The 24815-nt window shown below is 40.8% G+C and carries 22 protein-coding genes; 16 read left to right on the forward strand and 6 right to left on the reverse strand.

Translation table 11 applies throughout. The features are described from left to right. Window positions 1-18: 18 nt before the first annotated feature. Together PQ460_RS06390 and PQ460_RS06395 are read left to right on the forward strand one after the other, a co-directional pair. Window positions 19-1596 carry a PTS sugar transporter gene (locus tag PQ460_RS06390; RefSeq protein ID WP_274172090.1) on the forward strand — a complete coding sequence of 526 codons (1578 nt, stop codon included), beginning with the start codon at window positions 19-21 and terminating at the stop codon, window positions 1594-1596. Beyond that, window positions 1593-2069: a GNAT family N-acetyltransferase gene (locus tag PQ460_RS06395; RefSeq protein WP_274172091.1), complete on the forward strand. Its 477-nt coding sequence runs from the start codon at window positions 1593-1595 to the stop codon at window positions 2067-2069. Before PQ460_RS06390 ends, PQ460_RS06395 begins: the two co-directional genes overlap by 4 nt. 157 nt (window positions 2070-2226) lie before the next feature. Here PQ460_RS06395 and PQ460_RS06400 read toward each other — a convergent pair whose 3' ends face one another. After that, complete coding sequence (locus tag PQ460_RS06400) at window positions 2227-3951, reverse strand: glycoside hydrolase family 13 protein (RefSeq protein ID WP_274172092.1); 1725 nt, start codon at window positions 3949-3951, stop codon at window positions 2227-2229. 103 nt (window positions 3952-4054) lie between these two features. Continuing rightward, entirely contained in the window at window positions 4055-4609 is a 555-nt protein-coding gene (locus tag PQ460_RS06405) for a GNAT family N-acetyltransferase (RefSeq protein ID WP_274172093.1), read from the reverse strand. A 244-nt stretch (window positions 4610-4853) separates the two neighbouring features. On the opposite strand from PQ460_RS06405, the gene PQ460_RS06410 reads away from it, so the two are divergent. After that, on the forward strand, window positions 4854-6053 hold the full coding sequence (locus PQ460_RS06410; RefSeq protein ID WP_274172882.1) for an acyltransferase family protein: 1200 nt from the start codon (window positions 4854-4856) through the stop codon (window positions 6051-6053). On the opposite strand, the gene PQ460_RS06415 is transcribed toward PQ460_RS06410, so the two are convergent. After that, on the reverse strand, window positions 5969-6823 hold the full coding sequence (locus tag PQ460_RS06415; RefSeq protein ID WP_274172094.1) for a LysR substrate-binding domain-containing protein: 855 nt from the start codon (window positions 6821-6823) through the stop codon (window positions 5969-5971). The two genes, PQ460_RS06410 and PQ460_RS06415, sit on opposite strands and share 85 nt — an antisense overlap. Window positions 6824-6904: 81 nt before the next feature. On the opposite strand from PQ460_RS06415, the gene mdcA reads away from it, so the two are divergent. From mdcA to PQ460_RS06470, 11 genes are all read left to right on the forward strand, one after another. Further along, on the forward strand, window positions 6905-8572 hold the full coding sequence (gene mdcA / locus PQ460_RS06420; RefSeq protein ID WP_274172095.1) for a malonate decarboxylase subunit alpha: 1668 nt from the start codon (window positions 6905-6907) through the stop codon (window positions 8570-8572). Window position 8573: 1 nt separating this feature from the next. Then, window positions 8574-9545: a triphosphoribosyl-dephospho-CoA synthase gene (locus PQ460_RS06425; RefSeq protein ID WP_274172096.1), complete on the forward strand. Its 972-nt coding sequence runs from the start codon at window positions 8574-8576 to the stop codon at window positions 9543-9545. Next, complete coding sequence (locus PQ460_RS06430; protein ID WP_273613291.1) at window positions 9545-9844, forward strand: malonate decarboxylase subunit delta; 300 nt, start codon at window positions 9545-9547, stop codon at window positions 9842-9844. The genes PQ460_RS06425 and PQ460_RS06430 overlap by 1 nt, the downstream gene beginning before the upstream one ends. After that, window positions 9834-11564: a biotin-independent malonate decarboxylase subunit beta gene (locus PQ460_RS06435; RefSeq protein ID WP_274172097.1), complete on the forward strand. Its 1731-nt coding sequence runs from the start codon at window positions 9834-9836 to the stop codon at window positions 11562-11564. The genes PQ460_RS06430 and PQ460_RS06435 overlap by 11 nt, the downstream gene beginning before the upstream one ends. Beyond that, window positions 11555-12217 (forward strand): malonate decarboxylase holo-ACP synthase, encoded by a 663-nt coding sequence (locus PQ460_RS06440; protein ID WP_274172098.1) that lies wholly within the window; start codon window positions 11555-11557, stop codon window positions 12215-12217. Before PQ460_RS06435 ends, PQ460_RS06440 begins: the two co-directional genes overlap by 10 nt. 28 nt (window positions 12218-12245) lie before the next feature. After that, on the forward strand, window positions 12246-13178 hold the full coding sequence (mdcH, locus tag PQ460_RS06445) for a malonate decarboxylase subunit epsilon (RefSeq protein ID WP_274172099.1): 933 nt from the start codon (window positions 12246-12248) through the stop codon (window positions 13176-13178). 180 nt (window positions 13179-13358) lie between these two features. Beyond that, window positions 13359-14828, forward strand: a complete 1470-nt coding sequence (locus PQ460_RS06450) for a carboxylesterase/lipase family protein (RefSeq protein WP_274172100.1) — start codon at window positions 13359-13361, stop codon at window positions 14826-14828. A 398-nt stretch (window positions 14829-15226) separates the two neighbouring features. After that, the gene (locus PQ460_RS06455; protein WP_274172101.1) at window positions 15227-16273 is read left to right on the forward strand and encodes an HD-GYP domain-containing protein; all 1047 of its coding nucleotides are present in this window, start codon (window positions 15227-15229) and stop codon (window positions 16271-16273) included. A gap of 194 nt (window positions 16274-16467) precedes the next feature. Beyond that, window positions 16468-17427, forward strand: coding sequence for a DNA-3-methyladenine glycosylase family protein (locus tag PQ460_RS06460; protein WP_274172102.1), 960 nt, complete (start codon window positions 16468-16470; stop codon window positions 17425-17427). 476 nt (window positions 17428-17903) lie between these two features. Then, entirely contained in the window at window positions 17904-19946 is a 2043-nt protein-coding gene (locus PQ460_RS06465) for a S9 family peptidase (RefSeq protein ID WP_274172103.1), read from the forward strand. 59 nt (window positions 19947-20005) lie between these two features. Beyond that, window positions 20006-20557: a GNAT family N-acetyltransferase gene (locus PQ460_RS06470; RefSeq protein WP_274172883.1), complete on the forward strand. Its 552-nt coding sequence runs from the start codon at window positions 20006-20008 to the stop codon at window positions 20555-20557. A 190-nt stretch (window positions 20558-20747) separates the two neighbouring features. On the opposite strand, the gene PQ460_RS06475 is transcribed toward PQ460_RS06470, so the two are convergent. Then, window positions 20748-21470: an S-layer homology domain-containing protein gene (locus tag PQ460_RS06475; protein WP_274172104.1), complete on the reverse strand. Its 723-nt coding sequence runs from the start codon at window positions 21468-21470 to the stop codon at window positions 20748-20750. 402 nt (window positions 21471-21872) lie between these two features. Here PQ460_RS06475 and PQ460_RS06480 point away from each other — a divergent pair, with 402 nt between their 5' ends. Together PQ460_RS06480 and PQ460_RS06485 are read left to right on the forward strand one after the other, a co-directional pair. After that, the gene (locus PQ460_RS06480; protein ID WP_274172105.1) at window positions 21873-22019 is read left to right on the forward strand and encodes a hypothetical protein; all 147 of its coding nucleotides are present in this window, start codon (window positions 21873-21875) and stop codon (window positions 22017-22019) included. A gap of 250 nt (window positions 22020-22269) precedes the next feature. Then, window positions 22270-23061, forward strand: a complete 792-nt coding sequence (locus tag PQ460_RS06485; protein ID WP_274172106.1) for an alpha/beta hydrolase — start codon at window positions 22270-22272, stop codon at window positions 23059-23061. A gap of 137 nt (window positions 23062-23198) precedes the next feature. Here the strand turns inward: PQ460_RS06485 and PQ460_RS06490 are convergent, their stop codons facing one another. Then, complete coding sequence (locus PQ460_RS06490) at window positions 23199-24284, reverse strand: mechanosensitive ion channel family protein (protein WP_273613281.1); 1086 nt, start codon at window positions 24282-24284, stop codon at window positions 23199-23201. A gap of 154 nt (window positions 24285-24438) precedes the next feature. Further along, window positions 24439-24696: a GlsB/YeaQ/YmgE family stress response membrane protein gene (locus PQ460_RS06495; RefSeq protein ID WP_069329254.1), complete on the reverse strand. Its 258-nt coding sequence runs from the start codon at window positions 24694-24696 to the stop codon at window positions 24439-24441. Window positions 24697-24815: the final 119 nt, after the last annotated feature.

The raw sequence follows: 24815 nt of genomic DNA on the forward strand, positions 1-24815 counted from the left end.
TAGACAGGGGAGGATCGTATGAAAAATATTATTATCTTAGGGAGTAGCGGAGGCAATTTATATAGTCTTGGTGGCAAAAATCCAGAAGGGCTATTGCAAGAATTACTGATACAATTAGAGGCAGCAGAGCTTCATTGTGCAGGTATCCAATTTATTGCTGCGCAAACATCTATGGATCATATCAAAGAATCCACCCCTGCTTCTTTATACATATGGAACGAAGAAGAACAACGTCCGGTGATTAGTGTGGAAGGCACGTTAGAAGAAATCAATCAAGCGGCTGTAGCCCAAGATGAGCGATTAGCTGCGATGATTGCTAGTGGTGAAGTCGATGGTGTGATTTTGATGAGTGCAAGCCCTGGTGGAGCGAACCGATTAGCGATTGAAGCGGCGGCAACTGCTCAATTGCCCGTTACAGGTACAGGTGGAACATCGATGGCGGCAGCGGCAACCAAAGGACTGAAAGTGATCTCTACGTCCGGCACCACAGGAACAACGAACCGTACGCGTGCAGTTTCTTTTGTTACTTCTTTGAGCAAGTATTGGGGTCTGTCGTACCGTCCGGTGATCGGCAAAGCTTCCAGCGGGCAAGGGATACAGCAAGGTACAGGATTTTCACGTATTAATATTCGAGGGATTATGCTGGCATCACTACCGGGATTTATAGCGATGGCGTTGATTCTAGCGGCAAGTCAGATTCCTGGATTGACTGCTTTGAGTAAAGTGTTTGATATTATGATTGCGGCATTGCCTGTTATTATTGCAGTGGTTGCCGCTAAGCAAGTGGCTGAATTAGATGAAGTATCGATTGTAGCTGGGATTGTAGCCGGGGTATTGTCTGTGAATGGTGGTATTATTGGCGGATTGATTGGCGGGATCGGAGCTGGATTGTTAGCCAATTATTTATTTCGTAAATGTGTCGAATGGCGATTTCCTGCCACAACCGTTAATATAGTAGCAGGTGGAGTATCGGGTCTTGTAGCAGGATTGGTGGTGTACTTTTTTATCGCACCTCTTGCCGCTCAAGCTGGTGAAGGGATACGATATTTATTAGAAACACTGGTAGCCGCCAATAGTGCACTTGCTGGTCTAATTGCTGGATTGTTAATCTGGCCTGCTATTTTGGGTGGAGTCTACCATGCTGCCATTTTGCCAATCGTATTGTTAGAAATGGAACGAAGCGGTAACAGCTTTTTGGGAGCTGTCGATATGACAGGCTTGGTGATGGTGTCTGCCGGAATTACACTTGCCAATATTATTGCTCCACAAGATAAAGGCGCAGCCGCTGTAGCCGCACCCGGATTTCTAATTAATATTGGCTTTGGCACATTTGTAGAAGCGGCTTATCCGTTTATGTTTGCAAGTAAATGGGTATTTGGAGGAGCGATTGTATCTGCTGGGTTAGGTGGATTGTTAGTTGGTGTACTAAATGTACGTGGGATTGCGTATGTTCCAGCATTTGCCGCTCCATTCTCATCGAATCATATCGCAGGTTTTGCTATCGCTATGCTAGGAAGTCTTACCTGTTCGTTTGTAATTACGTTGATCATTAATCTTATTTTTAAAAACCGCAAAAAGAAAGAGGCTATTGTATGATTGAATTAGTATTGATGAATCAGGAGCAATATGAAGCTTTTCGCGATCAATCGGCAGCGGATTATGCTGCTGAAAAAGTATTGGCAGGTACATGGGATGCTGCCGATGCACAGCGATTAGCCCAAGAAAGTTTTGCCAAATATTTGCCTCAGGGAAAAGATACACCGGGAGCTTATATTTATCATATTGTTGAGGTAGCGAGTGAGCAGATTGTCGGATATATCTGGTTACATATCAGTGATGCTCCAGCAGGGAAGCAAGCCTTTTTATACGATATTTTGATCTATGAGGCACATCAAGGCAAAGGATATGGTCAAGCAACGATGCAAGCACTTGATCAGGTGGCAAAACAAGAAGGAGCAGTCAAAATAGGACTGCATGTATTCGGTCATAATCTTAAAGCGCTCCATGTATACGAAAAAGCAGGCTATCAGATTACAGACTATCAAATGTCCAAAACATTAACTCTATAAATAAATACAACATTATTTATACATTTAAAAAAGCTAAAAATCACAGAATTTTATTAAAAAGACCTTTTTCTAATCTGCTTGATTGTGCAGAAGAAAAAGGTCTTTTTGATCATTAGATTCATTTATTCGATGATAAGTATTGATTGGATCGGCGGAATTACATCCGATAAATCAATACTTCATAAGGACGCAAATATTGCAGATCATCAATATGATGTTCTTCTTCCAGATGAGGAGGATGAGCGTTATGAGGATAATTGCCGAGAATTTTGACCATCGAAGTAGGAAAGACTCTATACTCCTGTGTCCAATCAATCTCGGCTTCTATATCAGCAAAATTCAATAAAATTAACCATCGTTGTCCTTGCCATTCTCGTATAAAAGCAAACACTTCTGGATGATCTTTTAATAACATCGTAAACGAACCATGAGACATAATCGGGAACTGCTTACGCATTGCAATCAGATGACGGTAATACGAAAGTACAGAGCCGCGCTGTTCTTCTTGTTCAGTCACACTCAAGTGGGTTAGATTCTCTTTAGCTGGAAAAGGAATCCAGGGTGTTGTAGTAGCAGATGGGCTAAAGCCAAAGTTCTCACGATTTCCATCCCACGGCATAGGTGAACGTGAACCATCACGACTGCGCTTATGAATACCAGATAACACTTCTTGCGAAGACTTACCTTCTTGTATCGCTTCGTTATAATAATGAATTGTTCCTTGATCACGGTAATCTTCAATTCGATCGTAAGTAGTATTACGCAGTCCCAATTCTTCACCTTGATACACCAGTGGTACACCGGGAATAAGATGGAGAAATGTGCCTACTAATTTGGCGGCTGTCATATTATGTTCATTATGCCCGATCACATCAGGAATCATACGTGGATGATCATGGGTACTCAAGTACACACCATATTCTCCACGTGCAAAAACATGTTCATACCATTTGGATACTGATTCTTTTAACTGTAATACTGACCAATCGGCTGAATCCCACGGATCATGAGGATCTTTACCAATACGCATCATATCCATTGCCAGTACCATATTCAATTCTTTACGTTCAGGCAACGTATATTCCAACACTTGTTCCATCGTTAATGAAGGCGCTTCTCCTATCGTCAAAATATGTGGATAATGAGCAAACGTTTCTCGATGTAACTCTTGCAAAAACTCATGAATGCGAGGGCCATTTTTATAAAGTTTTTGTCCGATTGGATGTGGATCTTCTTCTGAAGCATCAGGAAGATCAGGATGCTTGGAGATCATATTAATCGCATCCAGACGAAAACCATCAATCCCTTTATCTAACCACCAGCGTATCATTTTGTAGACTTCCTGCCGTAATGGTGGATGTTCCCAGTTCAGATCAGGTTGTTTGCGGTCAAATAGATGTAGGTAATACTCGTCAGTCTGCTCATCATACGTCCAAGCCGATTCACTTTGAAAAGAACGCCAGTTGTTCGGTTCAGTGCCATCGCTTTTGGCAGGTCGCCATATATAGTAATCCCGATAAGGATTGTCTTTCGCACTCTTGGATTGTTGAAACCATGGATGTTCGTCTGAAGTATGATTAATGACTAGATCCATAATTAGCTTCATATCTATATCATGTAACTGATCAAGTAGAGATTCGAATTGTTCCATCGTGCCATATTTGGGATCAATCTGATAATAATCTCTGATATCATAGCCATTATCAATCATCGGCGAATCGTAAATAGGGCCGAGCCAGATCGTATCAATGCCCAGTTGATGAAGATAAGGAATCCGCGAAGCAATCCCATTGAGATCTCCCCAACCATCGTTGTTGCTATCCATAAAACTAGGCGGATAAATCTGATAAATAACAGATTCTCTAGCTTTTTTGTTTTCCATGATGATCCTCCTATGCATGTTAACCAAGCTATTAATTTCAATTATTTAACATAATTAGCCTTTAATACATGGTTAAACATCGGAGTACATGTTCAAACAATAGCTACACTATCTTAATCATCCGATAAAATTCATGTCCATTCACAGTGATCTGACCATCTTCGGTATAGCCTAACCGCTCATATAATTTTCTCGCTTTAGGATTTTCTTTATCAACAATCAACATTACTTTGTGATGCCCTAATTGCTGTGCTTGCTGTTCAAAAGCATGAATTAATACTGTTCCAATTCCTTGTCCTTGATAAGCCGCATCGACAGCAAGTGAGTCGAGATAATATTCGTCTTCCCGAGCTTCAGGAATAATAGCTGATGGATCTTGTCCACGTTGTCGAACACGTTCGATAAGGGGCGCATCGAGAGAAGCAATCTGACTGCCATGATAAGCAAGCACAAAGCCAATCACTTGATCTTCACGTTCTTCTACGAATATATTTTCATAACTGATTCGATTGCCGGTTTGCTCAAACAATGGACGAAGAGCAATTAGAGATTGTTCTTTGTTATTTGTCCCTGTAAAAGCATGGGCAATATCACCAATAGCGGTATACATTAATTCTAAAACAACAGGTGCATCTGTAGGTGTAGCGGGTCTTATCATAATATCCTCCTGATTTGAAACATGATTTGTACGTCTTGTTCTATACCAAATAGGTTATAAGCTGATAACTCGTTCTGTATTATACATAGCCGTATATCTGTTCTACTATTATAAATGTAAGGGAATTGAATATGAGATTTCAAGCGCTTGATGATACATATTCATCGTAAGGATTTTATTCAAAAAGAACCGTTAAGCCATGTGCAATACATTGTGGCTGGTCACTGGAGGTGTCATTTTGAGTATGTCATCCACATCTCCTGCTGTGCGTGTAAGTGGAGCGACTGAGCCGGAGATCATGAAGACGTTAGCGGTAAGTGCTGTAATATGGCAATTGATGTTAAATGTTATGTTACTTCATTACCATAGTACAGCCCAAAAGATAGAAATTGGCATATTATACGATCTGGTTAAATTTTCAGCACCTATGTTTATTTTTGCGATTGCGTTTGATCTGGCGAAGTTAAGAGACCCCCATTATTCTCATTATGTATGGCACAAAACGAAAGAGATTATAGGGCCTTATCTTGCCTGGACAGCGGTCTATATGATTGCTTTTAATGCAGGTCATTATTCAACGATCTGGAGTGTTGTTAAAGGTATTTTACTTGGCGGTGCCGCACCACAGCTCTGGTATACGATTATGATGTTTCAGATTCATCTGTTGTTGCCACTGCTTACAGGATTGGTATTCTTTTTACTGAAAAATAAAAAGAATACGATTGGGGTAATGATCATTACCATAATCATCTATGCAGGGTTGATTGCATGGTACTCTATTTATGCGTTCCATAATCAAGAACATCCCGGCTGGGTTCAGTGGGATCGATTGTTGTTTATGTTTGGCATTTATGCAGTACTCGGTGTGATTGCTTCTACGTACAATCAGCAATGGCGTGCATTAGTAGAACGTATTCGCTGGTGGGCATTACCTATCGGTGCATTACTATTTATACTGGTCAATCATGAATTATTTTCATTCGGACTGGATACGCTAAATTTACTAGATGCCAGTTATTTGAAATGGTCGATGGTGCTATTCAATATTACATTGATTATTATCGTGTATGGATTCACTGTATCGTTAATCAACACAGGCTCCAAATCGTTACAGCACTTTAAATTTATCGCTAAATATGCATTTCGTGCGTATCTCGCCAGTTATTTTGCGCTCCAACTTACAGTGGCTTTGATAGGAAATTATTTTAGTGAGATTCCTTTAGGTCTGAATCTGTTGATAACTTTTGGAATAACTGCTTTTTTCTCCTTTGCTATCGTGTATATCGTAGAATGGATTTGCAAAAAAATAATGGCTTTATTTCGCAAATCATCCCTACCGACATCACAGCAGACGACTACTCAAGACAATGTGGTAGGATCAGAAGCATTGGCAAAAAATTCAATCGTAAATTCACGAAATACGAGTGCAGCACGAGACAAATAATGATCTCCACGCCATGAGATACCAATCGTGCGCTGACAGACAGGTGTATGGATAGGAATAAGCGAAATATCCGGTCCTGTCGATCCTTCCCACGAGACAGCCGGAATAAAAGCAACACCTTGTCCAGCTCGAATCAGTCCGCGCACTGTAGCAGGATCGTCACTTTCAAAAATATGCTTAGGCTTAAAGCCAGCCATATGACAATAATCATCGGTCGTCTCACGCAGGCTATGTCCATGACGAAGCCCGATAAAATGTTCGTGAGCGGCTTCAGACAGAGCAATACTAGGGCGATCTGCTAGAGCATGACCTTTGGGTACAGCTAGAAATATCTGTTCTGTTACCAGTGGAATACTTTGCATATGTTCATAATTCAGCGGCAATGAAGAGATGCATAGATCGAATTCAGGTTTGACATTTTCTTCGTAATGCTGAAGCAATTGAAAATGAATATCAGGATATTGTTCACGAAAAGCTGTGATTAGATTCGGTACGATATGTGAGCCAACAGGAAAAGCAAGCTTAATATAGCCTACAGTACCTGTCGCCAGATCATGAACTTCGCGGGTAGCGTCTTCCAGCGATTGTAGCGCCTTTTCCACATGTTTGAGAAATGTTTTTCCATATTCGTTGAGTGTAATATAACGTCCGGTACGGTCAAATAAAGAAACACCGAGTTCGGTTTCGAGCATTTTAATCGATTTACTCAGTGCAGGTTGAGCGATATGAAGTTCTTCCGCAGCATGGGTCATATGTTGAAGTTTTGCCACTTTGCAAAAATATTTTAAGTGAAGCAGTTCCATTCAGAACACCATCCAATCTCAGTTAATCAAACATCAAGGAGGAGTATCATGTCAACCCACATCAGCAAGTTGAAAACTGGAACACCGCGTATTTGGACGACCCGTCGTGATGAAAAAAAACGTCGTATGGAAAAAGTTCGCTCGATGTTAAACGGTGTGATTTTGCCTACAGATCATATTGTAGATGCACTGGAAGTACTATTGGTTAGCGGTGATCGAGTAGCCTTAGAAGGTAACAATCAGAAGCAAGCTAGCTTCTTATCTCAAGCATTATCCAATGTGAATCCGCAAGTAGTGAACAATCTGCATATGATTATGTCCAGTGTATCTCGTCCCGAACATTTAGATATTTTCGAGAAAAATATTGCGAGCAAACTCGATTTTTCTTATGCAGGGTCTCAAAGTCTGCGGATTGCACAAATGGTGGAAGATCAGACACTAAGTATCGGTTCGATTCATACGTATCTAGAATTGTATGGTCGAATGTTTGTTGATCTGACTCCTAATATTGCACTGGTTGCCGCAGACAAAGCGGATCGTCAAGGAAATCTCTATACAGGAGCCAATACCGAGGAAACGCCAACGATTATTGAAGCCGCTGCTTTCCGTGATGGGATTGTAATTGTACAGGTCAATGAAATTGTAGACGAATTACCACGTGTCGATGTGCCAGCTTCATGGATTGATGTGATTGTCGAAGCCGATCAACCGTATCAATTGGAAGCTTTATTTACTCGTGATCCTCGTCATATCAAAGAAACGCATATTTTAATGGGGATGATGGCGATTCGCGGGATCTATGAACGTCATCAAGTGCAATCGCTGAATCATGGGATTGGGTTCAATACAGCCGCTATTGAACTATTGTTGCCTACGTATGGTGAATCGCTTGGATTACGGGGTAAGATTTGCAAAAATTGGGTGCTTAATCCGCATCCTACATTGATTCCAGCTATCGAAAGTGGTTGGGTGGAAAGTGTGCATTGCTTTGGTGGCGAAGTAGGAATGGAAAAATATACAGCTGCTCGCCCGGATGTCTTTTTCACCGGACATGATGGTACGATTCGATCCAATCGAGCTATGGGACAAGTAGCCGGACAGTATGCCGCAGATATGTTTATTGGAGCCAGTCTACAAATCGATCCAGATGGTAATTCATCGACCGTCACTTCGGGTCGGTTAAGCGGTTTTGGTGGTGCACCGAATATGGGTAGTGATGCTCGTGGTCGCCGTCATGATACAGAAGCTTGGCTGAATATGATTACAGACAAAGAACCAATTGTACGCGGACGCAAATTAGTTGTGCAAATGGTCGAAACGTTCCAATCAGGAGATCAACCGACATTTGTCGATTCTTTAGATGCGATTCAAGTCGGTCATGATGCAGGTCTACCGCTCGCTCCAGTGATGATCTATGGAGATGATGTGACCCATGTCGTTACAGAAGAAGGAATCGCTTATTTATATAAAGCGCAAAATATCGAAGAACGTCGTACAGCTTTGGCGGCAATCGCAGGAGTCACACCTTTGGGACAACGTCATGATACCGATCTGAATGAGAAGTTACGTCAGGATGGATTGATCGCTTTTCCAGAAGATTTGGACATCCGCCGTACGGATGCGAAGCGTTCATTGTTAGCTGCTAAAAGTATAGAAGAACTTGTAGACTGGTCAGATGGACTATATGAACCACCATCCAAATTCCGGAGCTGGTAATATGAGTACTCTTAATATTTTCCCATCTGTATCTATACCAAGTCAGCGAAAAGCAGAAGCCGATTATTATGCAAGGTGGTTAGGTGAACTTGCTGTCACTGCTCTGAAAGACGAAGCTTCATTGACACCTAAGCCCGGGCTTGTCGATCTACATCATAATGGTTCACATCAAGATATGAATATAGAGTTAATGTATAATTCAGCAGAATCATTGCGCTCTACATTTATCCAGATAGCTCAATCATCTTACGGTAATAGCGCTAATCAATCATTACGTGAACAACTGGCTTGGATCGGGCGTCATGGTGAACAACATATGTTAGAAGTGACCAAAGGTGTGAATACCCATCGGGGCGCTATCTGGGCGTTGGGATTGTTAACAGGTGCGACTTCACTATGGATCGCTGAATCGTATCATCCATCAGCAGATGTATCATCATTAGATACTATATCTGCTACACAAATCGCTGATATAGCAGCAACTATCGCTCGCTATACCGATCGTTATGCACCTAATAGTGGTTCGCATGGAACTCATGTGAAGCGTCAATACGGAGCAGGTGGAGCAAAAGACGAAGCAGAGCGTGGATTTCCGCATGTGATTGATATCGGTCTGCCAGCGTTGCAACAAGCTCGCCATCATGGGATCGCTGAATGTTCTGCCCGTTTAGATAGTTTACTTTCGATTATCGCTGTGTTGCCAGACACCTGCATTTTATATCGTGGAGGGCAGCAGGCACTTGTGCAGACACAGGAGCATGCGTCAGCGATTTTGGCGCAAGGTGGAACATCTACTAATAAAGGCTGGCAAGCGCTATTAGCATTCGACCAGTGGATGGTGAAGCATCATTTTTCACCCGGTGGTAGTGCTGATCTGCTTGCAGCTACTTTATATATTGATTCTATACTTACAGGTATTACACATATGTCGTATACCGAATCCTTTTCAAAAACGACAGGAGGTCGTATGTAATGCAAATTATTCATCTGCAATATCCAGCTCAGCAATCGTTGACCCAGCGCGCTCATATTGGTGTAGCAGGTTCAGGAGATTTGGAACTATTGATCGAACCTTCAACAGACAATCAAGCTTATATTCAGATCAGTACAAGTGCTAATGGATTTGAAGAGATCTGGCGTGCAGTATTTGATCGTTTTTTCAAACTTTATTCTTATGCGGTTAAGATCGAGATCAATGATTTTGGCGCTACACCAGGTGTTGTTAATTTGCGGTTAACTCAAGCCATGGAGGTGCTTCGTGATGAACAATAATACTCAACCGATAGAGATCGCTAATGCAAGCTTTATCGAATTATCTGGACGGGAACGGGCGCAAGCTGTATTGGATCAAGGAAGCTTTCGTGAATTGATCGGTCCTTTTGATCGAATCACTTCACCTCATTTACCGTTACAAGGAATAGTGGCACAAAGTGATGATGGTGTCATTGTAGGTAGAGGAACGATTGATGGAGAACCTGCGGTAGCTATTGCTTTAGAAGGTGCTTTTCAAGGTGGAGGCATAGGGGAAGTCTGTGGAGCCAAAATCTCAGGTGCATTAGAGCAAGTACTGCTTGACCATCAAAAAGGGATCAAAACACGTCCGGTATTATTGCTGGAAACAGGTGGAGTACGACTACAAGAAGGAAATTATGGTCTGCTCGCTATTGCCGAGATTGGCGCAGCTATTATGGCACTTCGTCCATACACCCCGGTCGTTAGCGTTATCTCTGGTATGATTGGCTGTTATGGTGGGATGTCGATCTGTGCGGCAGGATTATCCAGTCATTTGATTATGACCCGTCAAGGTCGCTTACAACTGAATGGTTCAGAAGTCATTGAGCAAGAAGCAGGGATTCAAGAAATGGATGCTTCTGATCGTTCCCGAATCTGGTCGATGGTAGGCGGTGAACAACGGGTAGGTGCTGGATTCGCTGATGCACTTGTAAATGATGATGTACAAGAAATCAATCAAGCGATTCATGAGGTATTCCGTCAAGGGATAAAAGAAGTGACTCGTACAGCTCAAGTGGAGCGTTACCTGGAATTACTAGCAGCAGTAGATGCCGATACATTAATTGTACCATCGTCTATTCGTGAATCATGGAAATCCGGTGTCGTAGATCAAGAGACTCTTCAACAACAGCAAGCGAGAGCAGAGCAAGTTCAAGTCAATAGTAGTGAAGCACCCATCACTAGAGGACGGACATGGTTCGAAGCGTTGTCTGGTCGATCCGCATCAGACCAACAAGGCATTGCTTCTGTATTGTGTGCCGATACCTCGTTAGAAGGTCAATCGGTACGTTATATCTCGGTTGTTCCAAATCCTAATGCGCGCTTTGTCCGAGCTCGCCAAGGAGAGATTGGACTAGAAGAAGGCTGGAATATTGCCCGTTATATTCGTGAAGCTATTGAAGCAGACCAAGACGGAGAAAAGCGTGCTATTGTAGCGATAGTTGATGTGCCCAGTCAAGCCTATGGGTACCGCGAAGAAGTGTTAGGTATTCATTTATCATGCGGATCAGCGGTAGATGCTTATGCTAGTGCACGTCTTGCCGGTCATCCTGTGATCGCTCTCATTGTAGGAAATGCGATCTCTGGAGCATTTCTAGCACATGGCATGCAAGCGAATCGATTACTTGCGTTAGATGATGAAAAAGTAACTGTACAAGTTATGTCCAAACAGTCTGCGGCACGTATTACCCGTCGCTCTATCGATCAACTAAATGAAGCAGCAACCAAAGTGCCAGGTGCAGCATATGATATTCGTTCCTTTGCCAAATTGGGGGCGCTAGATCAATTGATCGAAGGTATCGAAGCCGATCAACCACAATCAGAAGATATCGAACGTATCCATCAGTATCTGATGACAGCGATCACAGATGCACGTCAAGGTTCTCGCGATCTCAGTAACCGTCTAACTAGTGCAACAGCGGCTACAGGTAGAGCTTCTTCGATCAAAGTAAGACAGTTGCTTGCAGAACAATGGGATTAATTACAGCACCTCATGATCTGCTCCAATTGCATCCGCACTGGACAGAAGCAGAAGAGTTACAGGATGTACCGTCATGGGTGCATGTGTCTTTACAGCAGACACCGTGGGTGGTCGTGCGGCGTGCTCCTGCATTAGAAGGACAGATTGCTGTTGGTGTGCGTGGTCAAGAGCGACATTTACGACAAGCATTAAATATTCCTGCATCGCTAATTGTACAAAAAGTAACACCAGAGCAATTGATAGCATTACAGTTCGATTCGAATCTACAGACTGCATCTGCCAACGATCGTTGGGACAGTATGCCAGCGTTGCAAGCATTAAAGCAACTGTATTCACACTGGAACAACAACCAGATGATCTGGGGACCGACAGGCAGTGCTGGATTTGAATTGGCTACAGGGCATCCTACATTAACGATGACTAGCGATCTGGATATTTTACTACGCTGTTCTCAAGCTCTTGATCGAGTTAAAGCAGAGCAATTATGGCAACAGACGCTTGATCTGCCTGTGCGTGTCGATGTGCAAATCGAGACACCTTATGGAGCAGTCGCTCTTAGTGAATGGGCAAAGCCTGCTACTGACCGTGTGTTGATGCGTACACTACAAGGGCCTGTACTGGTGAAAGATCCGTGGAATCCACGTCTAGCATAGACATGATAAGAGAAAGGAGCGATGCCAGATGAGTGTAGTGATGCTTTTTCCAGGGCAAGGTTCACAGCGTCCCGGAATGTTGCATGAATTACCTGATCATTCTGTTATCAAGCAGACACTGACAGAAGCAGAAGAAATACTGCAATTATCGATCCAACAACTGGATAGTGAAGAAGCATTACAGACAACAGATCATGTACAGATGTCTCTATGTATTGCAGGAGTAGCGGTGTCTAGAGCTTTGGCAGCAGAAGGTGTTTTTCCTGATCTTGTTGCGGGTCATAGTGCAGGTGCTTTTGCTGCGGCAGTGGTTGCCGGCTCACTTTCATTTCAAGATGCTTTGCATTTAACCCGTTTACGTGGACAATTGATGATGCAAGCTTATCCACAAGGATATGGAATGGGCGTTATTACAGGAATGACTGCGCGTCAGGTAGAACAGATTCGCTTGGGTATTCATTCAGATGAACATCCCGTATACATCGCTAATCTAAATGCACCAACACAGATTACAGTAGCTGGACAATGGGAAGCGATCGATCAGTTATTAACGACTTGCAAAAGTAATGGTGCGCATACTGCCAAACGACTCAATGTCAGTGTGCCTTCCCATTGTCCTTTGTTATCTTCGGTCTCTGATCAATTAGCTACAGCGTTGAGCAAGATGGAAGTATCTCGACCTAAAATTCCTTATGCAGGCAATTATAAAGGACGAGCTGTGCGTACAGAAGACGGTATTATCGAAGATTTGTCATTAAATATTGCACACCCTGTACGCTGGCATGAAGTAACGACTTTATTTTACGAACTGGGTGCTCGCTTATTTCTTGAAATGCCTCCGGGTCAAGTGCTCAGTGGTCTGGCTTCTGCTGCTTTTCCAGAAGCACGTGTCGAATCACTGTCTTCCAGTCGTCTGGATAATGCTGTTATTTTAGCGAAGCGAGAGCAGAATACATTGTAGTTGGATATGATCATGTAGATATATACGTGTAATTTTGGTAAACATACGCGCTCTTATCTTCAAAAAGAGGGCGTATGTTTATATACATAGAAGAAGTGTACTATACTAAAGATAGTCATTATGTATAAATGACCATTTGATCGATTGTTGTTGCAGCGTATTAGAGAGGATGAGACAAAGATGGAAACGACACAAATTCATACACAATACGGAGAAATACAAGGTATACGTGAACATGGAGCAGTGATCTGGAAAGGGGTTCCTTTTGCAGAACCACCTGTGGGAGAACTGCGTTTTCAAGCTCCAAGACCGCCGCAACCATGGCAAGGTGTCAAAGAAGCATTGCATTTTGGTCCGATTGCTCCTCAGCCAGTATACGAGGGAGCGAGTATGTTTGGTTCTGGAAGTGAACCTCCTGTACAATCAGAAGATTGTCTGTATTTGAATATATGGGCTTCTGATAAATCCACTCAAAAACGACCGGTGATGGTCTGGATTCATGGTGGTTCTTTTGTAACTGGTGCAGGCAGTATTCCTTTATATGACGGAACATCGCTTGCAGTCAATGGAGATATGATTGTGATTACGATTAACTATAGATTAGGGCCGTTTGGATTTTTGAATTTGTCATCATATGGTGATGATTATCATGCTAATGTAGGCTTGCTGGATCAGATTGCAGCTTTAGAATGGGTCAAGAATAATATTGAAGCTTTTGGTGGCGATCCTGAACGAGTAACGGTGTTCGGTGAATCAGCAGGAGCGATGAGTATTGCGTCTTTATTAGCGATGCCAGCAGCTAAAGGGTTATTCCAAAGCGCTATTATGCAAAGTGGAGCTTCCCAAGCGATGCCAGCTGAAGTTAGCAGACAAATTGCAGACGGATTTGTACAAGCACTTGGTGTAGGCGAACAAGATTTATCCAAATTGTATACCGCTTCGACAGAAGAGATATTACAAGCAGGTAATCGTGTTAGCCAAACGCTGGATAATGATACATGGGCGTTGTTGTTCCAACCAACGATTCATCCACATACATTACCGGTTGAACCTGTACAAGCGATCAAAGATGGCTCTGCCAAACATATTCCTTTGATTATCGGTACTAACTTGGAAGAAGGTACATTATTTTTCAATCAACCGACTCAGTTAATGAGTGAAAGTCAAATTGTGAATATTGTCCAAGCGTTGCTCGGAGAAGATACTCATGGATTAGCGAAGCAATATCCGTTAACAGTAAGAGGTCATGCGGATCTGATGACTGATTTGTTCTTCTGGCGTTCGGCTTTACAATATGCAGAAGCACAGGTTGGACATGCTCCTGTATGGATGTATCGCTTTGATTGGTGTCAACCCGGTCATCCGTTGTTAGGAACAGCTACACATGGTGCTGAAATTGCATTTGCATTTAACAATCTACCTCTATTTGCACATCTTGGATTAGAAATAGATGAAGATACGTATAATCTAGCAGAGCAAATGCAGACCGCCTGGATTAATTTTGCACATAACAGTATGCCAGTTACAAGCAATTTACCATGGTCTGATTATGATCTTAAAGAGCGTTCCACAATGCTCTTTAATCGCGAACTGAATGTGGTACACGATCCAGAAAGTGCAAAACGTCAACAATTAATTTCGTATTCTTAAGCTGTTGCAGATGTAATAAATGATCTTAATAGGTAAATAAATAATGAGAGATGAACCGTTTATTAGGCGGTTCATCTTTTTTGATATGAGATGCAACAGCATAATTCGCAAATAAGAGATTTCCTTCAAAAAGAGATCATCCACACTATAAATCTATTTTTGCATAAAGGCGAAGGTCATTTTACCTAGAATTGAGGATTAAGAGCTATACAATATTTCAGTAATTTGTCGATATAATAGAGTAAATATCAGAAAAAGGTATACATAATTTTAGAAAAACATCTGTGTATCATTTACCTTCTATCTATAGTTACTGATCTGGCTTCTATTTACTCGTATATACGCTATTTTGATTTTTGGCATGTAAATATAAAAAACGATGAAATGGGGAAAAATATTTGATTATACATATTACTGAACTCAAGCAAGGACAGCGGTTAAGCAGTGATACCTTTAATAGCTCGGGTGTCCCATTACTCAAAAAAGGAGTAGATATCAAAGAAGAAGATATCACTCTATTACTACGTCATAAAGTAGAATATGTGGATATTGAAGCAAAAGAAGAAATCAAACCAGTCGCTAATATGATAGCGATTACAGGTTTATCACCTGTGTTGAAAGAGAAAATCAATCGTTCGATTGATGCATATCAGTCGATCTTTTTGGAAGCTCTTACGAAAGGCAAGTTCAATGCTGATGTGGTTGACGAATTGTTGCAACCGTTACTGCTAGATCTGGATGCACAAAAAGATGTAGTCGCTCTTTTATTGCATTTGGAAAAAGAAGACGATCATCTGTATAGTCACTCGCTCAAAGTAGGATTGTTGAGTTACTATATTGCAGAATGGCTTGATTATTCCAAACATGATTGTTATCGAATCAGCAAAGCCGGGTATTTGCACGATATCGGCAAAAGCCGTTTGCCTTCTATTTTGCGTAGTCGTCCTGAAGAATTAAATGCTTCAGAGCTGAAAGAATACAAAAACCATACAACATACGGTTACGATATTATTATGGAATCGATGAATGATAAAGTGACAGCATCTGTTGCTCTACAGCATCATGAACGTGGAGATGGTTCAGGGTATCCGAATCGTCTGTACAAAAGAGGAATTCATCCGTTTACCCAGATCGTTTCAGTAGCAGATGTATTTGTAAATATGACTGCCGCCAAAAATGAACAAAACAAACAGGGGTTTGTGGCTGTACTGCAAAGTATTTATGAATTAGGATTTTCCAAATTAAATGAAAAACCTGTTCAAGCATTGATTCATCATCTTGCACCTAACTTGATAGGCAAAAAAGTACAATTAACCAATGGAGAACATGGCACGATTATTCTAAATAATCCGCTTGATATTTTTAGACCATTGGTACAGATTGACGACCAATTTGTAGATTTGACTAAAGTAAGAGAATTGCATATCGAAGAAATTTTTGTGTAATAGCATAATACAATATTGATTACTGAAGGGACTTGTTAATGCAAGTTCCTTTTTGTGTTGTTTACCGTTATCCGTTCATATTGGATATCATTCCGTTAATGAATAGACAGAGATGGTTAATAGGTTGATACATCCTGATACGGATACATGGTTATTTTGTCGATCAAGGATAGGAATGGAGGCAGTCTAACGCTATGCAACATGAACTTCATGCTCACTCTAATCTATCGATTACGAATCAAATACAAGATCATGGACAAGATATGTTGATCTCTGTACCGAAGGAATTTAGCTTTACCGAAAATTACAGTCATTTATCAACGGCTACCAATGAAAGTTTATATACTTTAAGAGACGGTATGATTTACAAAGCGATTGCTGTCGATCAAGAGGCGGCGATTGTAGAGATTAGCAATTATAATGAACACCATATGTTAATTCGATTTGTAGACGAACATCAGTCGATCTCATCTGCATTACGTATAGGTGTTGCTCAATATGTATACGATTGGTTCGATCTAGGCACAGATTTAGCTCCTTTTTATAAAATGGCGGCTCAAGATCCTTTGCTAGAACAAGCAGTTGTTTCCTTTTATGGATTGCGAAATATGGGCATTCCTGATCTATATGAAGCGATCTGCTGGGGGATTCTAGGGCAACAGATCAATTTAGGATTTGCTTATACTTTAAAAAGACGCTTGGTAGAACAATTTGGACAAGCGCTGACGTATGAAGGGGAGACGTACTGGCTTTTTCCAACAGCCGAAACGATCGCTAGCCTTACTGTAGATGAATTGTCTGCCGCAGGTATGACTACAGTCAAAAAGTGTGAATATCTGATCGATACTGCAAAGTTAATCGTAGATGGCACATTGTCCAAAGAACAATTATTACAAGTTACAGATGTCAAACAAGCTGAAAAATTACTGGTGAAAATTCGCGGTATCGGCCCCTGGACTGCTCATTATGTATTGATGCGCTGTCTACGCATGCCGTCCGCTTTTCCTATTGATGATGTAGGTCTACACAATTCGATTAAGCATGTATTGAAAATGGATGCCAAACCGACAAAAGCCCATATTTTAGAACTTTCCGCAGGTTGGACGTTATGGGAGTCCTATGCAACATTTTACTTGTGGCGGTTTTTATATTGAAAGTGTATAAGGTGTTCGTAGGGACGCTACGGGCGGTGGATGGTTCCTATCGTCGCTGGTAAGATCGGATATCTTGAATGACCGTCTAGCGGTCGATATCCGAATCTTAAAGGCGACTTACGGAACAATCCTCCGCCCTTCGCTAGCAGCATTTGGAGGTGAACACAAGATATACACTGAAATATAATGGGGGATTGGTAGTGGGGAAGATTGTGGTAGTTTTAAGTTGCTATATCGAGTTTTTAGAAAAAAGGCTATTGAGTGATAATTGTAAGTAATCTACCAGTGATGAGAGTTCCTTGAAATGTTGACTGCTAGAGGAAATGTAATAAAAGGGATTATACTTTAATAGTGATGGTAAAAAAGATCGTAGTGTAGGAGTGATCTTCTTGCGATTGAAAATGTTATCATATAGTATTTAAGCAAGAATACGCATACATTTTGTACACTCTAAATAGGATGGGGGATAACGAAATATGGGAAGTAGACGTGGAGTCATCGCTGAAGATTTATATCGCTTTAACTGGGTCAAAAATCCAGTCATTTCTCCGTTAGATGGTACGATTGTATATGAGGTGCAGAAAGTTAACGCCAAGCAAGACGGGTATGATTCGCATTTGCGCCGTATGAATGCAGACGGTAGTGAAGATATCCAATGGACTGCTGGACAAAGTGATCGTTCGCCTGCATGGTCACCGGATGGCAAACAGCTTGCTTTTTTACGTAAAAGTGGGACAGAGCAGCATCCGCAAGTCTGGATTATGTCTGCTTATGGTGGAGAAGCGCATCAAGCAACAGATATAGCAGATGGAGTCAGTTCTTTTATATGGTCGCCAGATAATCAATCTTTATTAATTGCAGCAACAAATAAATCATCACAACCTCATCAAGCCATCTCTAATCAATCCGAACAATTAACATCGACAAATTCAGATCATGCTGAGGATCAATCAGTTCCTTTATCAAAAAAGGCTATCGAAATCAATCGCATCATTTACAAATCAGATAGTGGTGGATTGTGGGATGGAGGTCGAACGCATTTATATGTACATAAGATAGCAGACCAGTCTGGAACATGGATTACGTCAGGTGATTATGATATTGACGATTTTGCATGGTCACCGGATGGCAAACAAATCGCTTATATTGCTCATATTCCATCAGCAGATGAAAGTGATCCTGATTTTTCGCTTAAAAATGATCTGTTTACGATCAATGCAGAAGGTCATGAGCGCCATCAGTGGACACAACATCAATATGTGATTTCGAGTGTGAATTGGTCACCGGATGGACAATTTATCGCTATGGTAGCAGACGATCAGTCTTATTATAATGCTACGTTAAATCGATTGTATCAATTGTCATTAGCTACAGGAACGATCACTGGATTATGTGATCATGATGATATTATGTTGTTAAATTCTGTAGTCGGGGATACAGGACTCAGTTCAACGTATAAGCCGATCTATCAAGCGAATGGTCAAGCGATAGATGTGTTATGCACTACATTTGGAGCTTGTCATTTGCTATCGATAGCAACCGATGGATCAGGAGTGCAGACGATATTAGGTGGTCAGCGTAATATTCATTATTTTGCCCGCACAGCAGAGCAACATCTGATCTTTATAGCGGCTGATCCACTACAACCGGGTGAATTGTTTGGCTGGAATGTAGAGACGGAAGTAGAGACACGTCTGACTCATCATAATGATGATTTGCTACAACAACTGATTTTGAGTAAGCCTGAAGAAATGAGTGTTACCTCTGTAGATGGTAAAAGTCTGCAAGCTTGGATTATGCGTCCGGCAGGTGATCAAGCAGATCATACCAAAGTACCGACCATTCTAGAAATTCATGGCGGGCCGCATGCGATGTACGGGTATACGTTTATGCTTGAATTTCAATTGTTAGTATCACAAGGGTATGCTGTCATTTTCGGTAATCCGCGGGGTAGTCATGGATATGGACAATTATTTGTGAATGCGTGCCGTCATGATTATGGTGGTGGAGATTATCAAGATTTAATGGAAATCACAGATTATGCGCTAGAACATTACGACTGGATCGATAAAGATCGCTTAGGTGTAACTGGCGGTAGCTATGGTGGATTTATGACCAACTGGATAGTAGGGCATACTGATCGTTTCAAAGCAGCAGTGACTCAGCGTTCGATCAGTAACTGGATTTCAATGTATGGAGTAAGTGATATTGGTTTTCACTTTGTAGAAGATCAGATTGCCGGTAATCCGTGGGATCAATTGAATACATTGTGGGATCATTCGCCATTAGCTTATGTGGCTAACGTCAAAACACCTATTTTGATTTTGCACGGGGAAAAAGATTTGCGTTGTCCGATTGAACAAGGAGAACAGTGGTTTATAGCGCTAAAACGGTTAGGTGCTGTGACCAAGTTTGTACGTTTCCCGGATGCCAATCATGAGTTATCTCGTAGCGGTCATCCACAATTACGTATACAACGACTCAATCATATTGTAGGTTGGTTCAATGAGTATTTATAAATGTACCTATAAGATTCAAACCGATGATCCAAAAGTCAGATTGAAGGAGCTGAAGGCATATCGAGTATACCGATCAAGAATTACACATTCGCCCGATAACTGAAGTTGATATCCCAATACTATGGGAATTGATATACAAAGAAGAATCTCCAGAATGGAAAAAGTGGGATGCTCCTTATTATGATCATGTTCATGTTCCGTATGAGCAATACTGGCAAGATCGACTGCGTATTATAGACAGTCCAAGCTTTTGGATTATTGAAGTGAATCAGCATATCATCGGGATCGTCAGTTATTACTGGGAGCATGAACCTTCACTGTGGTTAGAGGTAGGAATTATTATTTATGAGCCTGCTTATTGGAGCGGAGGATATGGTACTAGAGCGCTGACATTGTGGATCGATCATTTATTTACAGCAATGCCACTGGTACGAGTAGGTTTCACCACATGGTCAGGCAATGAACGGATGATTGCAGTCGGTTACAAATTAGGCATGACGATGGAAGCGCGTCTGCGTAAATGTAGATTGTATAACGGTGTCTACTATGATTCGATTCGTATGGGTATTTTACGTGAAGAATGGAATCAGCAGATGCAAAACGGGATCTAAATGATAAATAATCACGATTTATAAATATATCGCGGTATATTACAGCAAAAACAGAGTCTATTCCTACATTGCGATAGGGATAGACTCTGTTTGTTTATACTCGTTATCAATTGGAGAATGTGATTGAGCTATTTGATAGATTAATTAGATTCAGAAACTATTCTTTTACAATTCCAAGTGAACGTTATTTTTATTTATCCAAACTATCATCGGATGGAGAAGGGGATGGTGATGGTTCAGGTATTGGATCGATAGTAGGTGTTTTGATTTTACTCATATATTCGAGAGCATTATAGATCATCACTGCTGCTTCTGCGCGAGTAACATCGCCTTTCGGATCGAAATTACCTTTGCTATCTAATGTGTTAATATCGAGTGCTAATGAACGTTGAATTGCTCCCTGATAAGAAGGATTGATTTTGCTATCGTCTTTGATATCAACCGGCTTAATATTAATCATAGGTAGATTGCCCGCTTTTTCCATCGCTTGCATCACAAATGTTGTGAATTGCTCTTTGGTCATTTTAGACGCAGGATTCACATTTTCAGGAATATCTACACCGTTAAGCTTGGCAATAATAAAAGCATCAGAGTACCACACATTGTCTTTTACATTATCATAAGAGTCTTTTGCTTCTGGAGCTTTGATGAAGTTAAAGTTAGCCAGACTCAATTGGAAGCTTTTTACGATCATTTGCACGCCTTGTGCTGAATTGATGGTTTGATTAGGTTTGAATTGATCATCGGTAACACCGTTAATAAATCCACGATCTTTTAACGATTCAATTTTTTCATGTCCAGGTACTTTACTGATATCTGAAAAATCTCCACTTGCTGCAAAAGTTGGAGCACTCAACGATAATGTTAATACAGAAGCCGCTACTACAGTCATCCATTTTTGTTTATTTTTCATGATCCATCACCTCAATAAATTATTAGCCTGATTTGGCTTGCTTATCGTTACAGACGCAAGCTATTCCAAATAAGTTGCAAATGGATAGTTAAAAATTAATAGTTTAAATTTAGGAATATATTTTATTGGTTTTATATGTAACTAAAGTCATATTGTCGATTATAGGACTTTAGAATTTGTTTTCTACAGCATCCGACAAACGTGATCCTGGTTAACATAACCCTTTTGAACTTGGATCAGGGTCTATAGAATCAATTACCAAAAATATACTAAAATATGTGTTATTTATGTTTTCATTCGCAAAAAGCAGGGGTATATACACATTACAAGATACAAAACAAAAACAAACAAATTCGATGAACGAAAGGAAGCGTGAAGCAAATGAATATGAGTATCCACCACATGACACCATACAACCACAACCATTTCAGACAGCAATCTAACGCAACCGTTCAAAAAGCTGTAGACAAAGAAACACCTAAAAGCTTTCAAGATATTTTGAACGCACAATTGAGCTCTACACGAATCCCTGTTAAAACTCGTGCTTAATCCAAATAGTATAAAATAATATATACATATTAAGCATGTTTCTTTATGAATACATGCTTACCGTTATGCATACCATAGAACACCTGCAAAAGTAACCCGGTGAATATAATCACCAATGGTTACTTTTTTTGTTTGCTTTTCTTTATATCATCATGATATCGCTTTCATTAGTGAAAAAAGGTATGATAGAAAAGAAGAATAGATGTCTCAACAAATGACACATAAGCACAAGTTCGAGGAGGATATCATAATGGCTTTGATTCAATGTGATTTTTATTCAGAAGTACTAGGGCTTTCATCCACGATGAATGTCATTTTACCACAGGAAACTCATTCTCAGATCGGGATGGAAGGCAAAGTAACCGGTGGTAAGCATCCTACATTGTATTTGTTACATGGTCTTTCAGATGATCATTCGATCTGGTTACGACGGACATCGATTGAGCGTTATGCAGCAGAGTATGGTATTGCTGTTGTTATGCCTGCGGCGCATCGTAGCTTTTATACAGATATGAAGCAAGGTGGCGACTATTTTAAATTTGTCAGTGAAGAATTGCCACAGCTCGCAGAATCGTTTTTCCCGCTATCTAATCGTCGTGAGGATCGCTTTGTAGCAGGTCTATCTATGGGCGGATATGGAGCGCTCAAGCTAGGCTTACGCTTACCTGATCGTTACGCAGCGGCAGCAAGTCTTTCCGGTGCGACAGATGCGTCAGCTTTGTTCGAGCGTGGCGATGTAGCATACACTCAAGAACTAGAACGTATTTTTGGAACAGTAGAAGAGTTACGTGGTTCTGATAATGATTTATTCTATTTAGCTGAGCAATTAGCTTCAGATAAAAGTAAGCAAGCTCCACAATTGTATCAATGTTGTGGCACAGAAGATTTTTTGTATGATCATAATATTCGTTTTCGCGATCATGTGAATGGGCTTGGGTTGCAATTAACGTATGAGGAAGAGCCTGGAGAACATGAATGGGGATATTGGGATACCAAAATTCAGCGTGTTCTTGAATGGTTGCCTTTGCGCAAATCTATCTAGTGGCTATAACACTGTAACACCGCTGACAAACTCTACAACAAACAAAACCACCTGTCTTGTGCACGAAGCAAGGCAGGTGGTTTTGCTGTGTAGTGATTAGTTTTGATAAGATAAGTATACATATCTGATCGACTATATTATGAAGAAGCTTCGGCTTCCTGCATGACAATACGTTGCGTGGGATAAGCTAATTTTACTTTTTCTTCTTCTAAAATATCCAGAATCATCAAATTAAGATATTGACGGTATTCTAGATTTTCGCCCCAGGCTGCTGTTTTGGTAAAACATTGTACCAGAATCCCCAGACTACTTTCGTTAAATTCATTAAATTTGACCATTGCTGAATCATCTACAACATTCTCATCCTTTTCTAACTGAGATTGAATACGAGATACCACTCGTGATAATGCATCACGATTAGAATCTAGCGCAACCCGTAGTGGGAAAGAAATTTTGCGCTTCCCCATCTGACTACCATTTGTAATCGGCTGAGCTGCTAGTTTGGAATTCGGAACAATCACCAGTGCATCGGTAAATGTACGGATTTTGGAACTACGGAATGTAATATCTTCTACGATTCCTTCGATATCCGGTGTAGAGATCCAATCCCCTTTCGAAAAAGGTCTTTCCAAAATAATAATAATCCCTGCAATCACATTACTTAATGTCTCTTGAGCAGCGAGAGCGACAGCCAGACTACCCAGTCCCATACCGGCGACTACACCGTTAATACTGAATCCCCATTCTCCACCTACAATTGTTATAACAAGTACTACCACGATCACACGCAATACTTTAGATAAAAAAGGAATAATCATACTGGTTGCATCTAATCCAAATCGCTTACTCATACCTTCTAGCATAATAGAAGAGGAGGCAGACACGTTATAAATTCCCCAACCTAATAGAATAATACCGATACTACGATAAATACGATCTATACCGATAATAAAAGTCCATTGTTCATGCATAAAGTATCGTAACGCCAAATACGTCCCGATCAATGTGAAAAAAGCTTGTAAAGGTCGTTCAAATGCTTGTAACCAGCGCAGCATCGCTAAATGACCATCAAATCGTCGTAAAACAAAAGTGAACAAATAGCGGGTAAATAATTTGCGAAAAGCCAGAAAAATAAACAGGATAACGATTGATACAAGCAAATCGATCCAGCGGATATTGTAATACCACGCAACAATATTATCCCAAAACGAATATAAGTACATATCCACCATCCCTTGCTACATCTTCTATGTTGTTACGTATTATTAACCGATTTTCCAGTGTACGATAGAATGATTTCCAAAATCATAAAAAAAGCCTGCTCCAAAGGAACAGGCTTCTGATTGAATATTATATTCAAGTTAAGTATGCTTTGTGTTAACCGCGTGATCTTCTAGAAGAACGCATGATAGCACTCACGATAGCAATCACGATGACTGCACCGATAATCGCTTGAATAATAAAGAATCCACCGATTTCAGGACCCCAAGTACCAAGCAACATGTTACCTAACCAACCACCGATGAAACCAGCGATGATGTTACCAATAATACCACCTGGAACGTCACGTCCTACGATCATACCTGCGATCCAACCAATAATACCACCTACGATTAATGCCCATAACCAACCCATTGTTGTCGCCTCCTAATAATTGAATGTCTTTTTTAAGATAGTTGAATAACTACACTAAATCACTTTTCATAACATTTGTGTTACAACAAGCACTTAGAAGATTTATTCAGCAATCTCTT

Origin of the sequence: Paenibacillus sp. KACC 21273 (assembly GCF_028736095.1) — a bacterium.
Lineage (GTDB): Bacteria > Bacillota > Bacilli > Paenibacillales > Paenibacillaceae > Saccharibacillus > Saccharibacillus kyungheensis.